Consider the following 18,637-nt stretch of genomic DNA (forward strand, 5'->3'; position numbering starts at 1 on the left):
GGTTACCGATGGAACTGATCGTCCACCCGGACGCGGGACTGCTCGCGAAGGCCGCGAGTGCCCGGTTGATCACGATGCTCGTCGACGCGCAGGCGCGCGACGGCGAGGCGTCGCTGGTGCTGACCGGGGGCGGGATCGGCATCGCGCTGCTGCGCGCGGTGCTGGCCAGCCCCGCGCTGGAGGCGGTCAACTGGTCGAAGGTCGACATCTGGTGGGGGGACGAACGGTTCGTTCCCGCCGACTCCCCCGACCGCAACGCGCTGCAGGCCCGGGAGGCGCTGCTCGCGCACCTGCCGGTGGACGAGAAGCGGGTGTTCGAGATGGGCGCCCTGGCGCCCGAGGGTGGCGGCGACGGCTACGCCGAGCCCGAGCAGGCCGCCGCCGCCTACGCCGCGCAGCTCGCGGCGCACGCACCCGAGGGTGCCCTGGTACCCAGGTTCGACGTGCTGCTGCTCGGCATCGGGCCGGAGGGGCATGTCGCGTCGATCTTCCCGCACTCGTCGGCCGCCCGCGCCACGGAGCCGGTGGTCGCCGTCCGTGAGTCCCCGAAGCCGCCGCCGAACCGCGTCTCCCTGACGTACCCGACGATCCAGGCGGCCCGTCAGGTCTGGGTGATCGCGGCGGGCGAGGAGAAAGCCGACGCCGTCGCCGCCGCTGCCGCCGGCGCCGGGCCGCTCGACCTCCCGGCCGCCGCCGCGACGGGCCGGGACCGGACCCTCTGGCTGATCGACCGCGCCGCGGCCTCCCGCGTCGGCGGCTGAGCCCGGGCTCAGCTGCCGGAGGGCGGCGCGGTGGTCCTGGTCAGCGTGGCCAGGCCGGGGGAGCTGATCAGGGTGGCGTCGTAGTAGAGCCCGAGGGTGCCGTCCGAGTTGAGCGTGAGCAGCATCCGGAACGCTCCGGTGCAGCGCTGGTTGGACTGCGTGACGACCTCCTGGACGGTGATGGTCGCGACGCCGGTCCCGCGTAGCACCAGGTCGGAGACGCAGCCCTCGGACGACGACGACGTGCCGACGACGCCGTCCAGTTCGCCACCGCGAATCCGCAGCGTCTCGTCGAACGTGACGGGATCCTGGGTCACGGTGCCCCACCAGTCGCCGACCATGTCGGCCGGCACGGCGCCGGCCCGCGCTCCCAGCGGCCTCGGTGCGCCGGTGGTCGGGGTCGCCTTGGCCGTGGCCGCGACGGGAGCCGTCGAGGCGGCGGAGGCCGGAGACCGGCCCCGGCCGGCACTGGCCCCGACGGCGCCCCACGTGGCGAGCCCGACGAGCGCGAGCACCGCGACCACGGCGATCGCGACGATCGGCACCGGCGGCAGCCGGGCCCACCAGACCGGTTCGTCGGGCCGGTCCAGGCCCGCCAGACCGTCCAGGCCCGCCAGACCGTCCAGGTCCAGCTGCCCGAGCGCGACCGGCTCGGCGCTCGGCTCGTCGGCGCCGGCCGGACCCGGCCGGCCGTTCGACGCCGCGCCCCGCGCCAGCCGCGCGGACGCCGGCGCCGCGGCCGGGGCCTCGCCGGGCGGGAGCCGCACGGTCGCCCCGGCGTCGGACGCCCCAGGCCGGCCCGCGGCCGGGACTGACCCGGGGCGGGGCGGCGCGAGGGCCTGCCGCCGCATCGACGGCGGGCCACCAGGGCGTCCCGCCGGCGGCCAGGACACGGTCGGCACGGATGGGAGAGCGCGGTCGCCCGCGTGGAGGGCGCGCTGCGCTCGGACGAGCAGCGCGCCGGCGCCGTCAGCCCGCAGGCGGTCGACGGGGTCCTTGATGAGCAGACCGGCGATCACCGGGGCAAGCGGGCCGAGGTCGTGCGACGGCTCCGGCTCGTCGGCCAGCACGGACTGCAGCGACGCGAGCAGCGAGTCGCGTTGGAACGGGGCGGCCCCGTCGGCGGCGAACAGCAGGGTCGCGCCCAGCGCGAACAGGTCGGCGGTGAGCGTCGTCGGCCCGCCGCGCAGCCGTTCCGGCGCCATGTAGGCCGGGGTTCCGCTCGGCAGACCGCCGTCGGGCGGCTGGGTGAGGGTCGGGTCGGTGTCGGCGGCGGCGATCCCGAAGTCGGTGAGCAGCACGCGCCCGTCGTGCGCCAGCAGGATGTTGGACGGCTTCACGTCGCGATGGACGACGCCGAGCGCCTGCGCGGCGACGAGCGCGTCGAGCACCGCCAGCCCGATCCGGGCGACGTGCGCGAGCGGGAGGGGCCCGTCCTCGTCGACCGCCTCCTGCAGGGAGCGGGCCGCGACCGCCTCCATGACGATCCAGGGCGCGCCGCCGTCGACGATGGCGTCGTGGACGGTGACCACGTGCGGGTTGGCCCGCAGCCGGGCGGCGTTACGCGCCTCCCGCAGCGCGCGGGACACCCAGGCGGCGGTGGACAGCACCCAGCTGTCGTCCTCGCCGAGATCCGACCCGTCGCTGCCCGGCCCGTTGGCGCCCGGCTGGGAGAACTCGAACGGGGGCCGGATCTGCTTGACCGCGACGTCGACGTCGAGCACCTCGTCCCGGGCGAGCCAGACGGCACCCATCGCGCCGCGCCCGATCAGCTCCGCGAGCCGGTACCTGCCGGCGATCAGCCGGCCGGTAGGGCCTGTCTCGGCGGCCGCCGCCGGCTGCGCCACGTCGCCGATGTCGCCGGTGTGCTCGGTCCCCATCTCCGCCCGTCCGCCGATCCGCTCGCACGCAACGCACAGGCCGGAGCCCAGGTCAGGGAGGCAGCAGCGATCCCCCCGGTGGCCGGGCAGCACCCGGCACCGGGAGAAGGGTAGTACCACCGGCGACACGCCGACGGGGAGTCACGGAAAAGTAGCCCAAAGCCGCAACACGGGGCCGAGGGTGCACCGCCGAGGCGAGGCCGTGCAGCCTAGCGGCTCGTCAGGCTCCGGCGGAGCGGAGCTTGGCGAGAGCCTCGGCGAGGATGGCCTCGCCGTCCTTCTCGTTGCGCCGCTCGCGGACGTACGCGAGGTGGGTCTTGTAGGGCTCGATCTTCGGCGGGGCCGGGGTGTTCTCCCGGTCGCGCCCGGCCGGGTAGCCGCAGCTCGGGCAGTCCCACGTGTCGGGGATCGCGGCGTCCGCGGCGAACGACGGACGCGTCTCGTGCTCGTTCGCGCACCAGAACGAAATCCGCTGCCGAGGAGCTGTCTCGCCCCGCTCGGCTTCCCCCATGGGCCCTGCCCCGACCCGGCTCCCCCGGATGGCGTTGCCACCTGCCACGGTCCGCGTACTCCTTCGACTCAGTGCCGTCAGTTCGGTGCCGGTCGGGCTGACCCGTGCCAGCCAGGCCAGAGCAATGCCAGCCAGGTCAGACCGGTGCCGGCCAGTTGAGGTGCCAGCGAGGCCAGACCTCGGACCAGGTACAACCCGGTTCGCTCTGGGGCGAGTGTAGGACGCCGGGCCCACCACGTGACGCACCGGGGCGGGCCGGAGTGGTCGCCCCCTGGGGGACATATCCCCGCCGGCCGTCGGCGGGCCCCGCCAGGCCCCCGAGCAGGTGCCTGCGGCGGTGCGGCGAGCTGATGCCCCGCGCCTGGCGGCGGGCCGCCCGGCGCGTGCGTCAGGCGGGCCCGAGCGCGAGGTCGGTCGGGTCCGCGGTGCCGACGGACGGGACCTCGTTGAACGACAGCACCGACGTGCTGTGGAACCTGGGCTCGTAGCTGACGGCGAGCGGGATGACCGCGACGTCCCGCAGCACCGTGCTCTCCAGCACTCCCCAGGCCGCGGCCCGGGACGCCGGGGTGGGTGCCTGCAGCGCGACCGACATCGTGTCCATGACCTCCTTGGCGTCGTAGCCGCCGTCGACCGGGCGCTGGCCGACCCAGGCCGAGTCGAACAGCGGCTGGAACACGGTTCTGCCGGCATCGCCGTACCAGAGCGGGGTGACCGTCGTCAGCGCCAGGTCCCAGCTCTGCTGCAGCGGGCTCACGGCGGCCACGTCGAAGTCCGGCTGCGCCTTCGCCTCGACGACGAGCTTCACGCCGACCTTGGCGAACGTGTCGGCCAGGGCGCCCGCCACGGCCGCGTCGGTGGTGCTGTCCGTCGTGAGCAGCGTCAGCTCGGTCACCGGCCCGCCAGGAGCCTTCGCGAGCCCGTCGCCGCAGGTCGTCGCGTCGCCGGCGCCGTTGGGCGTGGGGAACGGGTCCAGCGGCGAGTAGCCGGTCATCGTCGGTTGCAGCAACTGGGTCGCGGCACTCGCGAACGGCGGGTCACCCAGCGCCTCGACGACGGCTATCCGGTCGACGCAGGTCGCGAGCGCGTCCCGGACGTCCTGGTTGCCCAGCGCCGCGCCGGCCGGCCCGTGCATTCCGACCGTCAGGAACAGGTCCGACCCGGTCGTCGGCACGCTCAGCCGCTGGTCCGAGGCCTTGAACAGCGCGCTCGCGCGGTCCAGCGGCACCGCGGCGTCCAGCGTGATGTCCGCCTTGCCGGCCTCGATCTCGGCCTGCGCGACGGCGGGGGCCACGCCGCTGGTGATCGTGATGTGGTCCGGCAGGGCTTTGCGGATCCCGTCGATCGACCGGTTCCACTGCCCGTCCTTGCCGAACGAGTACACGCCGCCGGCGGCGTTCGTCAGGTGGTACGGGCCGTCCGAGATCAGGTGGCTGAGGTAGTCCGGCGAGTTCGGCAGGTAGTCGTCCGCCTCCACCGGCACGGGCGCGGCCTCCGGCAGCGCGAGGAGGTCGACGAAGTCGGTGTAGGGCCTGATCAGGTGGAACGCGATGTCGGTGTTGCTGACCACCTCGATGCCTGCCGGCGACCGGTTCTCGATGAAGTCCTTGAGCTGGTCGGCCGGTTTGGTGAACAGCTCGGTGCAGTAGGCGTCGAACCCGACGATCGTCGCGGCGAAGTAGCCGCGCATCGGCGACGGGGCCGGCGGCAGGCACAGGCGCTTGAGCCCGCGGGCCACGTCGTTCGCGACGATCCGCCGGGGGGTCGGCGTGTCCCAGCGCGCCGAGGAGCTCAGCCGGACCGTGATGACCAGGCCGTTGGGGCTGCGCTGCGGCGCGGAGACCGCGAGGTCCGGACGGGCCACCACGGCGCTGTCGACGTCCGCCGACGCGGGGTAGCTGTACAGCGTGCGGCTCACCAGCCGGGCGAACGCCCGGTCGGCCGTCGTGCTCGCCCAGCCGGGATCACCCGTGGGCATGGCATCGGTGACGACTCGCAAGGTGCCGCCGGGCTTGTCGGTCGGCAGGACGGTGGCCGCGCCGGCGGGCGTGGTCGCCGCCGTCTCGGCCGGCCCGGCGGAGCCCGCGCAGCCGGCGAGCGCGAGCAGCACGGCCAGTCCGGCCGCCACGGTCGAGGTCAGGAGAACGGCCCGCCGGCCCGCGGGCCGGCGGACTCCACGAGGAGCGCTCAACTCTTCAGCAGCAGCCCGAGACCGATGATCGAGATGATCCACACCGCGCCGATGGCGATCGTCAGGCGGTCTAGGTTCTTCTCGACCACCGACGAGCCGCCGAGCGAGGACGAGACGCCACCGCCGAAGAGGGTGGACAGGCCGCCGCCCTTCGCCCGGTGCAGCAACACCAGCAACACGAGCAACACGCTCGTGATGATGACCGCGATGGACAGCGCGATCTCCATCTAGACCAGCTCCCGCTCCTCCGGGAAGTGACACGCGGCCAGGTGGCCCGGCTGGATCTCGACCAGCTCGGGCTCCACGGTCTTGCACACTTCCTCGGCCTTCCAGCAACGTGGGTGAAACCGGCAGCCGCTGGGCGGGTTGAGCGGGGTCGGGGGGTCACCCCGCAACAGGATCCGCTCCCGCCGGTGCTGCTTCACCGGGTCCGGCACCGGGACGGCAGACAGGAGGGCGTGGGTGTACGGGTGCAAGGGATGCTCGTACATGCCGGTCCGGTCGGCCATCTCGACGATCGTGCCAAGGTACATCACAGCGACCCGGTCGCTGATATGGCGCACCACCGACAGGTCGTGTGCGATGAACAGATACGTGAGGCCGAGCTCGGTCTGAAGGTCGCTGAGCAGGTTGACGACCTGGGCGCGCACGGAGACGTCGAGCGCGGAGACCGGCTCGTCGGCGATCACCAGCTTGGGCCCGGTCGCGAGCGCGCGGGCGATCCCGATCCGCTGGCGCTGGCCGCCGGAGAACTCGTGCGGGTAGCGGTTGAGGTGCTCGGGGCTGAGGCCGACGAGCTCCAGCAGCTCGCGGACCCGCGCCCGGACCGCGTCGCCGGACATCTCCCCGATGATCTTCAGCGGTGCAGACACGATCGCGCCGACGGTGTGCCGGGGGTTCAACGACGTGTACGGGTCCTGGAAGATCATCTGGATGTCCCGGCGGAGCGGGCGCATCTGGCGCGCTGACAGGTGGGTGATGTCCCGGCCGTCGAACTCGACCTTGCCGCCGGTGGGCTCCAGCAGCCGGACGATCGCGCGGCCGGCCGTGGTCTTGCCGCTGCCGCTCTCCCCCACCAGGCCGAGCGTCTCGCCGCGGCGCAGGCCGAAGTTCAGCCCGTCGACGGCGCGTACCGCGCCGACCTTCCGGGGGATCAGCGCGCCGTGGGTGACCGGGAAGTGGACCTGGAGGTCTGTGACCGTGACCAGCGCATCGGCCTCGGGAGGCGTGGCGACCACGGCTGGCGCCGTCGCGGGCCGCTCGCTCGAGACCACGGCGGCCGGGGCCGCGGGGCCGACGTCCTTCAGGAACGCCTTCCCACCGTCCGGGGCGGTCCCGCCAGTGGCGCCCGAGCCCGTGGACGCGGGGCCGGTGATGTCGTTGCCGTTCACAGGCTTGGAGCCACCTCCTCACGAAAGATCCGGCTCCGGGTCTCTGGCGCCAGGTGGCAGGCGACCCGGTGGCCGGGCGTGACCGCTTCGAGCGGCGGTCGGATGGTCTGGGAGGCGCCGTTGGTCAGCGCGGCGTACTGACAACGCGGGTGGAACGGGCAGCCCGCGGGCACGGAGATCAGGCTGGGCGGGTTGCCCCCGATCGTGCGCAGCCGGTCGGCCCGGGTCCGGTCCAGCCGGGTGATCGAGGACAGCAGCCCCCAGGTGTACGGGTGCTGCGGGTCGCTGAAGATCGCCTGAACGGGGCCGTGCTCGATAGCGCTGCCGGCGTACATCACCAGCACGTCGTCACTGATCTCGGCGACGACGCCGAGGTCGTGGGTGATGATGATGATCGCCGACCCGAACTCCTTCTGCAGGTCGCGCAGCAGGTCGAGGATCTGTGCCTGCACCGTCACGTCGAGCGCGGTGGTCGGCTCGTCGGCGATCAGCAGCGACGGGTCACAGGACAGCGCCATCGCGATCATGGCCCGCTGCCGCATGCCACCGGAGAACTCGTGCGGGTAGTTGTCGACCCGCCGCTTCGGGTCCGGGATGCCGACCCGGTCGAGCATCTCGGTCGCCCGGGTCCTGGCCGCCCTGCGGGACACGTCGTTGTGCACCCGGTAGGCCTCGGTGATCTGGTCACCGATCGTGAAGTACGGGTGCATCGCCGACAGCGGGTCCTGGAAGATCATCGCCATGTCCCGGCCGCGCATCCGGCGGACGCGCTCGGGACTCGCGGTGACCAGGTTCTCCCCGGCCAGGACTATCTCGCCGGCGACCGTCGTGCGCGTGCCGCGCTGCAGCCCCATGATCGCGAGGCTCGCGGCGCTCTTCCCGGAGCCGGACTCGCCCACGATCCCCAGCGTCCGGCCGCGCCGCACGTCGAAGGTCAGCCCGGCGACCGCGCGCACCTCGCCGTCGTCGGTGCGGAACGTGACCCGCAGGTCGCGGACCTGCAGATGCGGCGGCTCGGCCACCGCGGTGGCCGCGCCCGCGTCGCCCTCAGGCTGCGTCGTCATCTCAACTCCCCCGTCGGACGGTCATCGCGTCGGATATGCACTGGCACGCCGGTGGCCGGCTGCCGGCCGGGCGGCAGGTCACGTGGGACGCACCCGTGGGTCGAGCACCGCGTAGAGAACGTCGACGATGATGTTGGCCACGACCACGAAGAACGCCGCGAAGACGGTGACGCCGAGGATGGTGGGCAGGTCCTGGGTGTTGATCGCCTCGATGGACATCTTTCCCAGCCCGCGGAACCCGAACGTGCTCTCGGTCAGCACCGCGCCCCCGAGCAGCGAGCCGAGGTCCAGCCCGAAGATGGTCAGGATCGGGGTCAGCGCCGCGCGCAGCGCGTGCTTGCCGATGACGTCCCGTTCCGGGAGGCCTTTGGCACGGGCGGTCCGGATGTAGTCCTCGCCGAGCACGTCGAGCATGCTCGCCCGGGTGAGCCGGGCGTACATCGCCGCGTAAAGGAAGGCGAGCACGATCCAGGCCGGCAGCAGGTTCCAGGCCCAGGTGAACGGGTTGTCCAGGAAGTTCGCGTAGTGGACGTTCTTGATGATCCGCCACTTGTAGCTGACGAGGTAGAGCATCACCAGGCCGGTGAAGTACACCGGCATCGACACCCCGGCGAGCGCGACCGTCATCGACGCGCGGTCGACGATCTTGCCACGGCGCAGCGCGGAGATGACACCGATCGCGACGCCGCCGAGCAGGAAGAGCACAGCCGCGCCGAGGGCCAGTGAGATGGTCACCGGCAGCGCCTGGGTGATCTGCTGCCACACCGGCTGGCTGTTCCGGAAGGAGTAGCCCAGGCAGGGCGCCGGGCAGTAGGTGATGTCCGGGCCGGAGTTGTAGTGCCGGCCTACGAAGATCCCCTCGAGGAAGTGCCAGTACTGGACGACGAGGGGCTGGTCGAGGCCCAGTTTCTTGGTCACCGCGGCGATCACCGCGGGGGTGGGGGTGCGCCCGGCGAAAAGCACCGCCGGGTTCGAGCCGAACACCTTGGGCACCAGGAAGAACAGCAGGAACGTGACGACGCTGACCAGCCAGAGAATCACGATCCCACCGAGCACCCGGCGGATCACGAATCCAACCATGTGGGTTGTTCTCCGCTTCTGTGTCAGCGGCCCGGCCAGCGGCCGGCGGGCCTGTTCGGTACGTGTGTCTGGCCGCCGGGTGGGCGGTGGCCCACCCGGCGGCCAGCGGTGTTACAGGACTTGCGACCTCAGTGACGAGAGGTCACGGCCTCAACGAACCACGCCGAGGGCGGCGAAGTTGATCATGTTGAAGCCCGGGGTGAAGAAGACGTTCGTCACCTTGTTGCTGTAGATGTTCACGGCCTTGTCGTAGAGCAGCGGGACGTAGGCCGCGGACTCGACGACACCCTTGTCGACCTGGGTCCAGGCGGCCTGGTCGACGGCGGGGTCGCTCGAGCCCAGGGCCTTGTCGATGCCGCCGTTGACGGTCGGGCTGTTCAGCTCCGCGTAGTTGCTGTTGCCCTGCGCCAGGATCTTCCGGCCGTCGACGATCGAGCTGAAGAAGCCGTACGGAGCCGGCCAGTCAGCGCCCCAGCCGGTCAATGCCAGGCCGTAGCCCTTCGCCTGCATGGTCTTCGGGAGACCGAGAACCGAGGCGAAGTACTGCGAGGCGTCGTACTTGTCGATCGTGACGTTGACGCCGATCTTCTTGAGGTCGGACTGGATCGCCACGGCCTGCGCGACCTCGGCGGGCCGGGTGCGCGCCGCCAGCTTCGTCGAGAAGCCGTTCGGCTGGCCGCAGGCCTTCAGCTCGGCCTTGGCCTTGGTGACGTCACCGGCGTTGTTCGGCGTCGGGAACAGGTCGAACGACTTGTAGTACTGCAGCGTCGGCGGCAGCATCGTGGTCGCCGGCTGGCCTGCGTCCGGGCCACCACGCGCCAGCGACTGGGCCGGCTTGTTGATGATCCACGCGACCGCGTTGCGGCAGTGGATGTTGTCGAACGGCTTCACCGTGGTGGTGACGCTCAGGTAGCGCAGGAAGCCGGACAGGTCGACGGTCTTGAAGATGGACGAGTCCGTGTGAACCTTCGTCTGGGTCGCCGCCTGGACACCGGTCTGGTCCAGGAACACGTCCGCGTCGCCAGCCAGGATCCGGTTGTCGATGTCGGTCGCTTCCAGGCCCATGGTGATGTCGATCTCGTCCGGCAGGGCCTTGTTGACCGTGTCGGTCGACGGGTCCCACTGGTCGTTGCGGACGAGCTTCATCGACTTGTTCGGCGTGTACTCGGCGATCTTGTACGGGCCGGACGCCACCGGGTGCGACGTGTACTTGTCACCGGTGTCCTTCGCCCGCGGCACCGGGGTGGCCGTCGGCGAGGCCATGATGAAGTTCCAGTCCGGGAACTTCTTGTTCAGGTGGAAGATTATCGTCGAGTCATCCGGCGTCTCGACGGACTTCAGCCCCAGCTTGTTGGGGTCGGTGTCCTTGTACGGGCCCGGGTACGGGTTCGCCGGGTCGTCGAGCTCGTCGATGACGTAGGTCGGGCCGCCGTTGATGACGTCGGTCGCGAAGGTGCGCTCAATGCCGTACTTGATGTCCTTGGACGTGATGGGGGTCCCGTCCTCGAACTTGATCCCGGACTTCAGCTTGTAGGTCCAGGTCTGGCCGCCGTCCGGCGAGGTCGGGACGGAGGTCGCCAGGTCACCGGTCAGCTCGGACGAGTTGGCCTTCGGCACGTACGTCAGGAGCTGACGGGAGATCCAGCGCTGCTGGTCCCAGCAGGTGGCGTAGTACGTCCGCTGCGGGTCCCAGAAGTCGCAGTCGCTGCCGGCCAGCGCCCGCAGCGTGCCGCCCTTCTTGTCCGACGGGAAGAAACTCTGCGTCGTCGTGGTCGGCAGGCCCAGCGAGCCGGCCGCGGCGCTGGTACTGGACGCGGTGCCTCCCCCACCGCTACTGCCCCCACAGGCGGCCAGGATCAAGGCGCCGGCGGCCGCGAGCACGCCGGACCTGATCCAGAGCGTTCGTTTTCTCATCGGTTCCCCTCATGTAGTGCGATGCTGCCCCGGGATGGGCCATGGATGGTCCTGCGCGCCCAGCCCGAGCCCGCGACGTTGAGGGCTCCGGGTGGTGACGTGGTGCGGACCGAGAAGCTCAGCCGCCGCGCGGGTCGAAGGCGTCGCGCAGGGCGTCGCCGAGCAGGTTGAACGCGAGGACGGTAAGGAAGATCGCAACGCCGGGGACGACCATGTACATCGGGTCGACGTTGTAGAAGCCGGACGCGGCCGTCGAGAGCATGTCGCCCCAGGACGCCGTCGGCGGCCGGACACCGACGCCCAGGTACGACAGGGCCGCCTCAAAGAGGATGTTCGTCGGGATCATCAGCGTGGTGTAGACGAGGATCGGCGCGACGAGGTTCGGCAGAAGCTCGTGCGACATGATCTGGATGGGTCCGGCGCCGGTGCCCCGCGCAGCCGCGATGAAGTCCTTCTCCTTCAGCGACAGCACCTGTCCGCGCACGATCCGTCCGATGTACGGCCAGCTGAAGAACCCGATGATGAAGATGAGAATGCCGAGCCGGAGCGTCTCGCCGCTCAGGCCGAAGGCCGAGTCCGGGATGACCGCGACAATCGCGATCGCGAACAGCAGCACCGGGAAGGCCAGCATCAGGTCCATCAGCCGGGCGATCAGCCCACCGAGCCAGCCGCCGACATAGCCGGAGACCAGGCCCAGCACGGTGCCGAGCACCACGGACAGCAGGGTCGCGAGCGTGGCGACCAGCAGCGAGACCCGGGCGCCATAGACGACCCGGGCAAGCACGTCCCGGCCGTTGGTCGGCTCGACGCCGAAGAGGTGGTGGGGGCTGATCCCGCCGAAGCTTCCGGCCGGCATCGCCGTCACCGGGTTGAGCGTCGCGTAGTTCGGGTCGTTCGGCGTGACGCCGAGGATCGAGCAGACCACCGGCGCGAGGATGGCGACGAGCGCCACCAGCACGACGAAGGCGGCACTGCCAAGTGCCACCTTGTCCCTACGAAGCCGTGACCAGGCGATCCGCCAGAGCGAGCGTCCCGCGACGGGCTTGGTGACCGCCGGCTCGAAAGCCCGCCCGGTGGGCTCCACCTGCAACGGGACCGCCACGAACCACCTCCAGGGCAGGCGAAATACACGTTTCGCCCGAAGCAAGAACTCGTGGCACGGTAGCGTTCGCGCGGCCAGCTGGATAGCGGATGTTATGAAGTGCTGAGGAAACGTTGCGCGTTTGCCATACGATGACCGTCATGTAACATATGCGTTACATATACGAGAACGACAGTCTCCGCCGGAGTGCGCCTGACGCGACAGACCGGCCCGTTTCCGTAACATCCGCGCCACGTGCTGGCCGGCCCGGCGCCCCGCCCAGTACGACGGCGATGGCCCTGACCAGCACGTCCAGCGGCACGGCCCCACGGTCGCGGCCCGGCCCACCATCACAATGGAAACACAACGAAACTCAAGAGAATGCACCGCTGCGTACGACGCCGACGCCCGGCGCGGAGCCCGACATGAGACGGCGAAGACGCGCTCAAAACAGACAGAACTACTGGAACGACGAAGGTCCGGGCCGCGACTCGCGGCCCGGACCCCGGGGAATCTCCGAAGCGGCTCAGGCCGGCGGGCCGCTGCGCACGATCGCGGTGAACTCCTCCGCCACCAGGCTCGCGCCGCCGACCAGGCCGCCGTCGACGTCCGGCATGGTGAACAGCTCCGCCGCGCTCGTCGCCTTGACCGAGCCGCCGTAGAGCACCCGGATGCCGGCGGCGATCTCGGCGCCGAACAGGCCGGCCAGCCGCTCCCGCAGCGCCGCGCACATGTCCTGGGCGTCCTGCGCCGACGCGGTGCGGCCGGTGCCGATCGCCCAGACCGGCTCGTAGGCGATGACGACCGTCCTCGCCTGCGCCGGTTTCAGACCGGACAGCGAGCCCTCAAGCTGGGCCAGGCAGTGCTCGACGTGGCTGCCGGCCACCCGGACGTCCTCGTGCTCGCCGACACAGACGATCGGCGTCAGCCCGCTGCGGTAGGCGGCGGCGGCCTTGGCCGCCACCAGCGCGTCATCCTCGTGGTGGTCGGTCCGCCGCTCGGAATGGCCGACGATCACATAGCCGCAGCCGAGCTTCGCGAGCATCGGCCCCGAGACGTCGCCGGTGTGCGCGCCGGAGTCGAACGGCGAGAGGTCCTGCGCGCCGTAGCCGATGGCGAGCTTGTCGCCGTCGATCGCGGTCTGCACGCTGCGCAGGTCGACGAACGGCGGGAAGATGACCGTCTCGACGGTCTCCAGCTCGGCCGGCTTCAGGTCGTAGGCGATCTTCTGGACGAGCGCGATCGCCTCAAGGTGGTTCAGGTTCATCTTCCAGTTGCCGGCCACCAGCGTCTGGCGGCCGGTGCCCTTGGGCTTCCTGGCGCCGGCGGGCTGTTTGCCCCGGCTCGGCGCCGGGCGCAGCGGAGTCATCGGCTCAGACCTCCAACGCGGCGATGCCGGGCAGCGACTTGCCCTCGAGGAACTCCAGGCTCGCGCCGCCGCCCGTCGAGATGTGGCTGAACGACGACTCGGCGATGCCCAGGGTGCGCACCGCCGCGGCCGAGTCACCACCGCCGACGACCGTGAAGGCCCCCGCGCCGGTCTGGGCCGCGACGGCGTCGGCGACGCCCTTGGTACCAGCCGCGAACGGCGCCATCTCGAACACGCCCATCGGCCCGTTCCAGAAGATCGTTCCCGCGCCGTCCAGCCGGGCCGCGAACAGCTCCGTCGACGACGGGCCGATGTCGAGGCCCAGCCACCCGTCCCGGATCCCGGCGGCCGGCACGACGTCGGTGGCGGCTTCGGCGGCGAACCGGTCGGCGATCACCACGTCGGTCGGCAGCACGATCCGGTCGCCGCCGTCGGCGAGCAGGTCCTTGCAGGTGTCGATCATCTCGCTTTCCAGCAGCGAGGCGCCGACGCCGTGGCCCTGCGCGGCCAGGAACGTGAAGCACATGCCGCCGCCGACCAGCAGCGCGTCGACCTTCGGCAGCAGCGCTCGGATCACCCCGAGCTTGTCGGAGACCTTCGAGCCGCCGAGCACCACCACGTACGGACGGCGGGCGTCGCCGGCCAGCCTGCGCAGCACATCCAACTCGGCGAGCACCAGCCCGCCGGCCGCGTGCGGCAGCCGCTTGGGCACGTCGGCGACGCTGGCGTGCGCCCGGTGCACCGCGCCGAAGGCGTCCCCGACGTAGAACTCCGCGAGGGCCGCGAGGTCGTCGGCGAACGCGGCCCGCACCGCGGCGTCCTTGCTGGTCTCCCCGGGGTGGAAGCGCAGGTTGTCCAGCAGCGCCACCTCGCCGCCGCCGAGCCCGGCCACGACGGCGGCGGCCGCGTCGCCAGCGATGTCGTTGGAGCCCTCGGTGCCGGTGAACGCAACCGGCTGGCCGAGGATCTCCGCGAGCCGGGCCGCCACCGGAGCGAGCGAGTACTTCTCGTCGTACTCGCCCTTGGGCCGGCCGAGGTGCGAGCAGACCACCACCTTGGCGCCCCGGTCGGCCAGGGCCCTGATCGTGGGCGCGCTGGCCACCAGCCGGCCGTCGTCGGTGATCCGCGGGCTGTCCCCGGACCGGTCCAGCGGCACGTTCAGGTCGCTGCGGACCAGCACCCGGTGCCCGGCGACCTGCAGGTCGTCGATCGTCCTCATGTGTCTCCGTATCTTTGGTTCGCGGCGTCCGGGGGCGAGCCTCCGGCCCCAACCTTGCTTCGCTGCGGGCGGGACCTCCGGCTCGCGTCCTCCGCCGCGGACGGGGCTTCGCTCCGTCCGGCGGGCCAGACAGGCCCCTCGCTTCGCTCGTGGCCTGCTGGCCCACCGGACTACGCGAAGCCTCTGGGCCGGGGCCTGATCAGCATGATTCTGTTTGCCGGTTCGGGAGTCCGGGCGGAGCGGATGTCTCCTTGTTGGCTGCTCCCCCACGTCGGCGGGAAGCCGGGCCGATATCCCTCGCTTCGCTCCTTGCGTGCTAGGCAACCGGGCAAGACGAAGGATCTGGGTGAAGCCTGATCAGCACGGATGTGCCTGAAGCCCGTGCCCGGACGCCGCGAACCAGAGTTACAGCCTGATCGGCACGGATGTGCCTGTAGCTAAAGGCTTCGCGTAGCCCGCCGGGCCAGCAGACCGGAGCGAAGCGAACGGCCTGACTGGCCCGGCGGGCGGAGCGAAGCCCGTTCGCCGCGGAGGACACGACCCGGAGGTCCCGACCGGAGCGAAGCGAGGATCGGGGCCGGAGGGGCGTGCCCGGACGCCGCGAACAAAGAAATACAGAGTTACAGCCGCGCGGCGACCAAGGCCGTCAGGTCGACGAGGCGGTTCGAGTAGCCCCACTCGTTGTCGTACCAGCCGACGACCTTGACCTGGGGGCCCCAGGACATCGTCAGCAGCGAGTCGAAGGTGCAGGACGCGGGGGTGCCGACGATGTCGGAGGAGACGATCGGGTCCTCGGTGTAGACCAGGTAGCCCTTCAGCGGGCCCTCGGCCGCCGCCAGGTAGGCCGCGTTGATCTCTTCCTTGCTCGCGGACGTCTTCAGGTTGACGACCAGGTCGGTGACCGAGCCGTCGAGCACCGGGACGCGCATCGACAGGCCGTCGAGCTTGCCCTTGAGCTGCGGCAGCACCAGGGAGGTCGCCTTCGCGGCACCGGTGGAGGTCGGGATGATGTTCTGCGCGGCGGCGCGGGCCCGGCGCAGGTCGCTGTGCGGGAAGTCCAGGATGACCTGGTCGTTCGTGTACGCGTGGATCGTGGTCATGAAGCCGCGCTCGATGCCGAACGCCTCGTCGAGGACCTTGGCCAGCGGGGCCACGCAGTTCGTCGTGCAGGACGCGTTGGACAGCACGTGCTGCGTCGCCGGGTCGTAGGCGTCGTCGTTCACGCCCATGACGACGGTCAGGTCCTCGCCCTTGGCCGGGGCCGAGATGATGACCTTCTTGGCGCCGGCGGCCAGGTGCTTGGCGGCCGAGTCGCGGTCGGTGAAGCGGCCGGTCGACTCGATGACGATGTCGACGCCCAGCTCGCCCCAGGGCAGCTCGGCCGGGTCCCGTTCGGCCAGCACCTTGATCGTGGTGTCGCCCACCTGGATCCCGCCGTCGGTGACGCTGACCGTGTCGGCCAGCGTGCCGAGGGTCGTGTCGTACTTCAGCAGGTGGGCCAGCGTCTTGTTGTTGGTGAGATCGTTGACGGCGACCACCTCGAGCCCTGCCTGCTTGCTCGCCGCCAGCGCCCGCCAGAAGTTCCGGCCAATCCGACCGAAACCGTTGACTCCTACTCGCGTAGCCACGTCCGCGGACTCCCTACCTCATGTGCCGACGTCATCTTCCGTTGCAGGCACAGAGCCTAACGACTTTGGCGTCCCGCAGCCCCCTTCGGCTCGCAACCGAACCGATTCCGCAGGGTGTCCCGAGCCACACACGCGGTTGTCCACCCGTTCGGGCCAGGCAGAACGGGACGCAGCCCAGACCCGACCCTGGACAAGCGCCCAGCCCGTACCTCCGCGTCCGCCCCGAACCACGTTGGGGAGGGCGCTCAGCGCCCGTACCAGGCGGAGCGGCCGCAGGCGCGCAAGCGCCGGTTCCGGCCGATCGCCTTAGGCGTTTTCCAGGAGTTCTGGGGAGACGCTGGCTTCGGTGTTGGGGATGCCGAGGGAGTTGGCTCGTTTGTCGGCGAGGGCGAGCAGGCGGCGGATCCGGCCGGCGACGGCGTCCTTGGTCAGCGGCGGGTCGGCGAGAGCGCCCAGCTCCTCCAGCGACGCCTGCGCGTGCTGGAGGCGCAGCCGGCCCGCGGCCAGCAGGTGCTCCGGGGCGTCGTCGCCGAGGATCCGCATCGCGGCCTGCACCCGGGCGCCGGCCGCGACCGCCGCCCGCGCCGAGCGGCGCAGGTTCGCGTCGTCGAAGTTCGCCAGCCGGTTGGCGGTCGCCCGGACCTCGCGGCGCATCCGCCGCTCCTCCCAGGCCAGCAGGCTGTCGTGCGCGCCGATCCTGGTCAGCAGTGCGCTGATCGCGTCGCCGTCCCGGATCACCACCCGGTCGACGCCGCGGACGTCCCGGCTCTTGGCCTGCACGCCGAGCCGGCGGGCCGCCCCGACCAGCGCCAGCGCCGCCTCCGGGCCCGGTGAGGTGACCTCCAGCGAGCAGGACCGGCCCGGCTCGGTGAGGGAGCCGTGCGCGAGGAAGGCGCCCCGCCAGGCCGCTGCCGCGTCGCAGGCCGAGCCGGTGACGACCTGCGGCGGCAGGCCGCGGACCGGCCGGCCACGCTGGTCGAGCAGGCCGGTCGAGCGGGCGAGCTGCTCGCCGTCGCGCTCGACCCGCACGATGTAGCGGACCGAGCGGCGCAGGCCGCCGGCCGCGAGCACCGCGATCGTCGACGGGAAGCTGAAGACCTCGGCGATCTCCCGGCGCAGCCGGCGGGCCGCCGCCCCCGTGTCCAGTTCGGCCTCGACGACGATCCGGCCGCCGACGATGTGCAGCCCGCCGCTGAACCGCAGCAGTGCCGCCATCTCCGCGCGCCGGCAGCAGGGCCTCGCGACCCGCAGCCGGCTGAGCTCGTCCTTCACGGTGGCCGTCATCGCCGCCACGCCGATCACTCCTTGGGATCGCGGGCTGTCACCCGCGGGTCGGGGGGTCCCGGGGGTCCTGCTGGACCGGCGCCGGGGTTGCGGCCAGACCGGCGAAGCCGATCGGGCAGTCCGGCGATCCAGGAGGTCCGCTGCGCGGCTGGGCCAGGCCCGCGGGGGGACAGTGCGGAATCAGGGGTCGAGGTCGCCCGCGCCGCCGGCACCTCGGCCGGCGCCGCCGGCTCGGGTGGGTCCTCGCGGTAGGCCGCGAAGACGCCCTCGAAGGCCACCGCGAGAAGCACCGGGTCGTGCGTACCGGGTGCCTCGGGCGCGCGCACCGGCGCCAGGTGCAGCCGTGCCCCCAGCTCGGCCGCGGCCGCGGCGAGCTCCGCCGGGTCCAGGACGGCCGCCGGGTCCGCGAGGACCACGTCGACGGTCAGGCCGGGAGCGTGCCGTGCCAGTACGCGCAGGTGCGCCTCGGGCGTGAAGCCCTCGGTCTCCCCCGGCTGCGCGACCAGGTTGAGCACGATCAGCCGGCGCGCGGCGGCGCCGGTGATGGTCTTGTGCATCTCGGGGACGAGGAGATGCGGAAGCATGCTGGTGTAGAGCGAGCCCGGGCCGAGAATCAGCCAGTCCGCCGCTTCGACGGCGGCGCAGGCCGGCGGGCAGGCCCGCGGCTCGGCCGGCTCGACCCAGACCTCGCAGACCGCGCCCGCCGTCGACGCGACCGCCACCTGGCCTCGGACCTGCCGGGTCGCCGCCGGGTCCCCCGGGTCCAGCCCGGCGACCTCGGCCACGATGTCGATGCCGTCCTCGGAGAGCGGCAGCACCCGGCCACGCACCCCGAGCAGTTCGGCAGCGAGCTCCAGCGCCGCCACCGGGGAACCGGCGTGCTCGGCGAGCGCCGCCAGCACCAGGTTGCCCACGGCGTGCCCGGCCAGCGGGCCGTCCCCCTCGAACCGGCGCTGGAACAGCTCGGCCCAGGACCGCGACCACGGGTCGGGCCCGGCCAGCGCCGCGAGTGCCATCCGCAGGTCGCCGGGCGGGAGCGCACCCAGCTCGGCGCGCAGCCGGCCGGACGAGCCGCCGTCGTCGCCGACGGTGACGACGGCGGTGAGCCGGTCGGTGAGCCGGCGCAGCGCCGCCAGCGTCGCCGCCAGACCGTGGCCACCGCCGAAGGCGACGACGGCCGGGCCGTGGCCGCCCCCGTCGGGATTGCGCCCTCCGGTCGGGCGGGCCAGGTCCGCGGCGGGGTCACGGTGGCCAGCGTGACCGT

The 18,637-nt window shown here is 71.9% G+C and carries 15 protein-coding genes; 1 reads left to right on the forward strand and 14 read right to left on the reverse strand.

Annotated features, from left to right (window positions below; translation table 11 throughout):
- Positions 1-8 precede the first annotated feature (8 nt).
- Positions 9-761: a 6-phosphogluconolactonase gene (gene pgl, locus FRADC12_RS02365; RefSeq protein WP_045875377.1), complete on the forward strand. Its 753-nt coding sequence runs from the start codon at positions 9-11 to the stop codon at positions 759-761.
- A gap of 8 nt (positions 762-769) precedes the next feature.
- On the opposite strand, the gene FRADC12_RS02370 is transcribed toward pgl, so the two are convergent.
- From FRADC12_RS02370 to FRADC12_RS02435, 14 genes are all read right to left on the reverse strand, one after another.
- Positions 770-2,641, reverse strand: a complete 1,872-nt coding sequence (locus FRADC12_RS02370) for a serine/threonine-protein kinase (protein ID WP_052710645.1) — start codon at positions 2,639-2,641, stop codon at positions 770-772.
- A gap of 220 nt (positions 2,642-2,861) precedes the next feature.
- Positions 2,862-3,200, reverse strand: a complete 339-nt coding sequence (locus FRADC12_RS02375) for an RNA polymerase-binding protein RbpA (RefSeq protein WP_084010400.1) — start codon at positions 3,198-3,200, stop codon at positions 2,862-2,864.
- Between the two features lie 340 nt (positions 3,201-3,540).
- Positions 3,541-5,280: an ABC transporter substrate-binding protein gene (locus tag FRADC12_RS02380; RefSeq protein WP_052710646.1), complete on the reverse strand. Its 1,740-nt coding sequence runs from the start codon at positions 5,278-5,280 to the stop codon at positions 3,541-3,543.
- A gap of 59 nt (positions 5,281-5,339) precedes the next feature.
- Positions 5,340-5,570 carry a preprotein translocase subunit SecG gene (secG, locus tag FRADC12_RS02385; RefSeq protein ID WP_013425979.1) on the reverse strand — a complete coding sequence of 77 codons (231 nt, stop codon included), beginning with the start codon at positions 5,568-5,570 and terminating at the stop codon, positions 5,340-5,342.
- Complete coding sequence (locus tag FRADC12_RS02390) at positions 5,571-6,734, reverse strand: ABC transporter ATP-binding protein (RefSeq protein WP_084010401.1); 1,164 nt, start codon at positions 6,732-6,734, stop codon at positions 5,571-5,573.
- Entirely contained in the window at positions 6,731-7,798 is a 1,068-nt protein-coding gene (locus tag FRADC12_RS02395) for an ABC transporter ATP-binding protein (RefSeq protein WP_045875379.1), read from the reverse strand. The genes FRADC12_RS02390 and FRADC12_RS02395 overlap by 4 nt, the downstream gene beginning before the upstream one ends.
- 78 nt (positions 7,799-7,876) lie before the next feature.
- Positions 7,877-8,878: an ABC transporter permease gene (locus FRADC12_RS02400; protein ID WP_045875380.1), complete on the reverse strand. Its 1,002-nt coding sequence runs from the start codon at positions 8,876-8,878 to the stop codon at positions 7,877-7,879.
- Positions 8,879-9,028: 150 nt separating this feature from the next.
- Positions 9,029-10,792, reverse strand: coding sequence for an ABC transporter substrate-binding protein (locus FRADC12_RS02405; protein WP_045875381.1), 1,764 nt, complete (start codon positions 10,790-10,792; stop codon positions 9,029-9,031).
- Between the two features lie 118 nt (positions 10,793-10,910).
- A complete protein-coding gene (locus FRADC12_RS02410; RefSeq protein ID WP_045875382.1) occupies positions 10,911-11,894 on the reverse strand; it encodes an ABC transporter permease in 984 nt (327 codons plus the stop codon).
- 505 nt (positions 11,895-12,399) lie between these two features.
- The gene (gene tpiA, locus FRADC12_RS02415) at positions 12,400-13,242 is read right to left on the reverse strand and encodes a triose-phosphate isomerase (protein ID WP_045875383.1); all 843 of its coding nucleotides are present in this window, start codon (positions 13,240-13,242) and stop codon (positions 12,400-12,402) included.
- Positions 13,243-13,246: 4 nt separating this feature from the next.
- Positions 13,247-14,461 carry a phosphoglycerate kinase gene (locus tag FRADC12_RS02420; RefSeq protein ID WP_045875384.1) on the reverse strand — a complete coding sequence of 405 codons (1,215 nt, stop codon included), beginning with the start codon at positions 14,459-14,461 and terminating at the stop codon, positions 13,247-13,249.
- Positions 14,462-15,081: 620 nt separating this feature from the next.
- Complete coding sequence (gap, locus tag FRADC12_RS02425) at positions 15,082-16,089, reverse strand: type I glyceraldehyde-3-phosphate dehydrogenase (RefSeq protein ID WP_045875385.1); 1,008 nt, start codon at positions 16,087-16,089, stop codon at positions 15,082-15,084.
- Between the two features lie 306 nt (positions 16,090-16,395).
- Positions 16,396-17,382: a DNA-binding protein WhiA gene (gene whiA, locus FRADC12_RS02430; protein ID WP_045875386.1), complete on the reverse strand. Its 987-nt coding sequence runs from the start codon at positions 17,380-17,382 to the stop codon at positions 16,396-16,398.
- Between the two features lie 5 nt (positions 17,383-17,387).
- Positions 17,388-18,602 carry a gluconeogenesis factor YvcK family protein gene (locus tag FRADC12_RS02435; RefSeq protein ID WP_232304100.1) on the reverse strand — a complete coding sequence of 405 codons (1,215 nt, stop codon included), beginning with the start codon at positions 18,600-18,602 and terminating at the stop codon, positions 17,388-17,390.
- Positions 18,603-18,637 lie beyond the last annotated feature (35 nt).

This window comes from Pseudofrankia sp. DC12 (genome assembly GCF_000966285.1).
In the GTDB taxonomy this organism is placed as follows: domain Bacteria; phylum Actinomycetota; class Actinomycetes; order Frankiales; family Frankiaceae; genus Pseudofrankia.

Coding starts and splice junctions, on each gene's coding strand:
- pgl (WP_045875377.1), top strand. CDS start 9: ATGGAACTGATCGTCCACCCGGACGCGGGACTGCTCGCGAAGGCCGCG.
- FRADC12_RS02370 (WP_052710645.1), bottom strand. CDS start 2,641: ATGGGGACCGAGCACACCGGCGACATCGGCGACGTGGCGCAGCCGGCG.
- secG (WP_013425979.1), bottom strand. CDS start 5,570: ATGGAGATCGCGCTGTCCATCGCGGTCATCATCACGAGCGTGTTGCTC.
- FRADC12_RS02395 (WP_045875379.1), bottom strand. CDS start 7,798: ATGACGACGCAGCCTGAGGGCGACGCGGGCGCGGCCACCGCGGTGGCC.
- FRADC12_RS02400 (WP_045875380.1), bottom strand. CDS start 8,878: ATGGTTGGATTCGTGATCCGCCGGGTGCTCGGTGGGATCGTGATTCTC.
- FRADC12_RS02405 (WP_045875381.1), bottom strand. CDS start 10,792: ATGAGAAAACGAACGCTCTGGATCAGGTCCGGCGTGCTCGCGGCCGCC.
- tpiA (WP_045875383.1), bottom strand. CDS start 13,242: ATGACTCCGCTGCGCCCGGCGCCGAGCCGGGGCAAACAGCCCGCCGGC.
- FRADC12_RS02420 (WP_045875384.1), bottom strand. CDS start 14,461: ATGAGGACGATCGACGACCTGCAGGTCGCCGGGCACCGGGTGCTGGTC.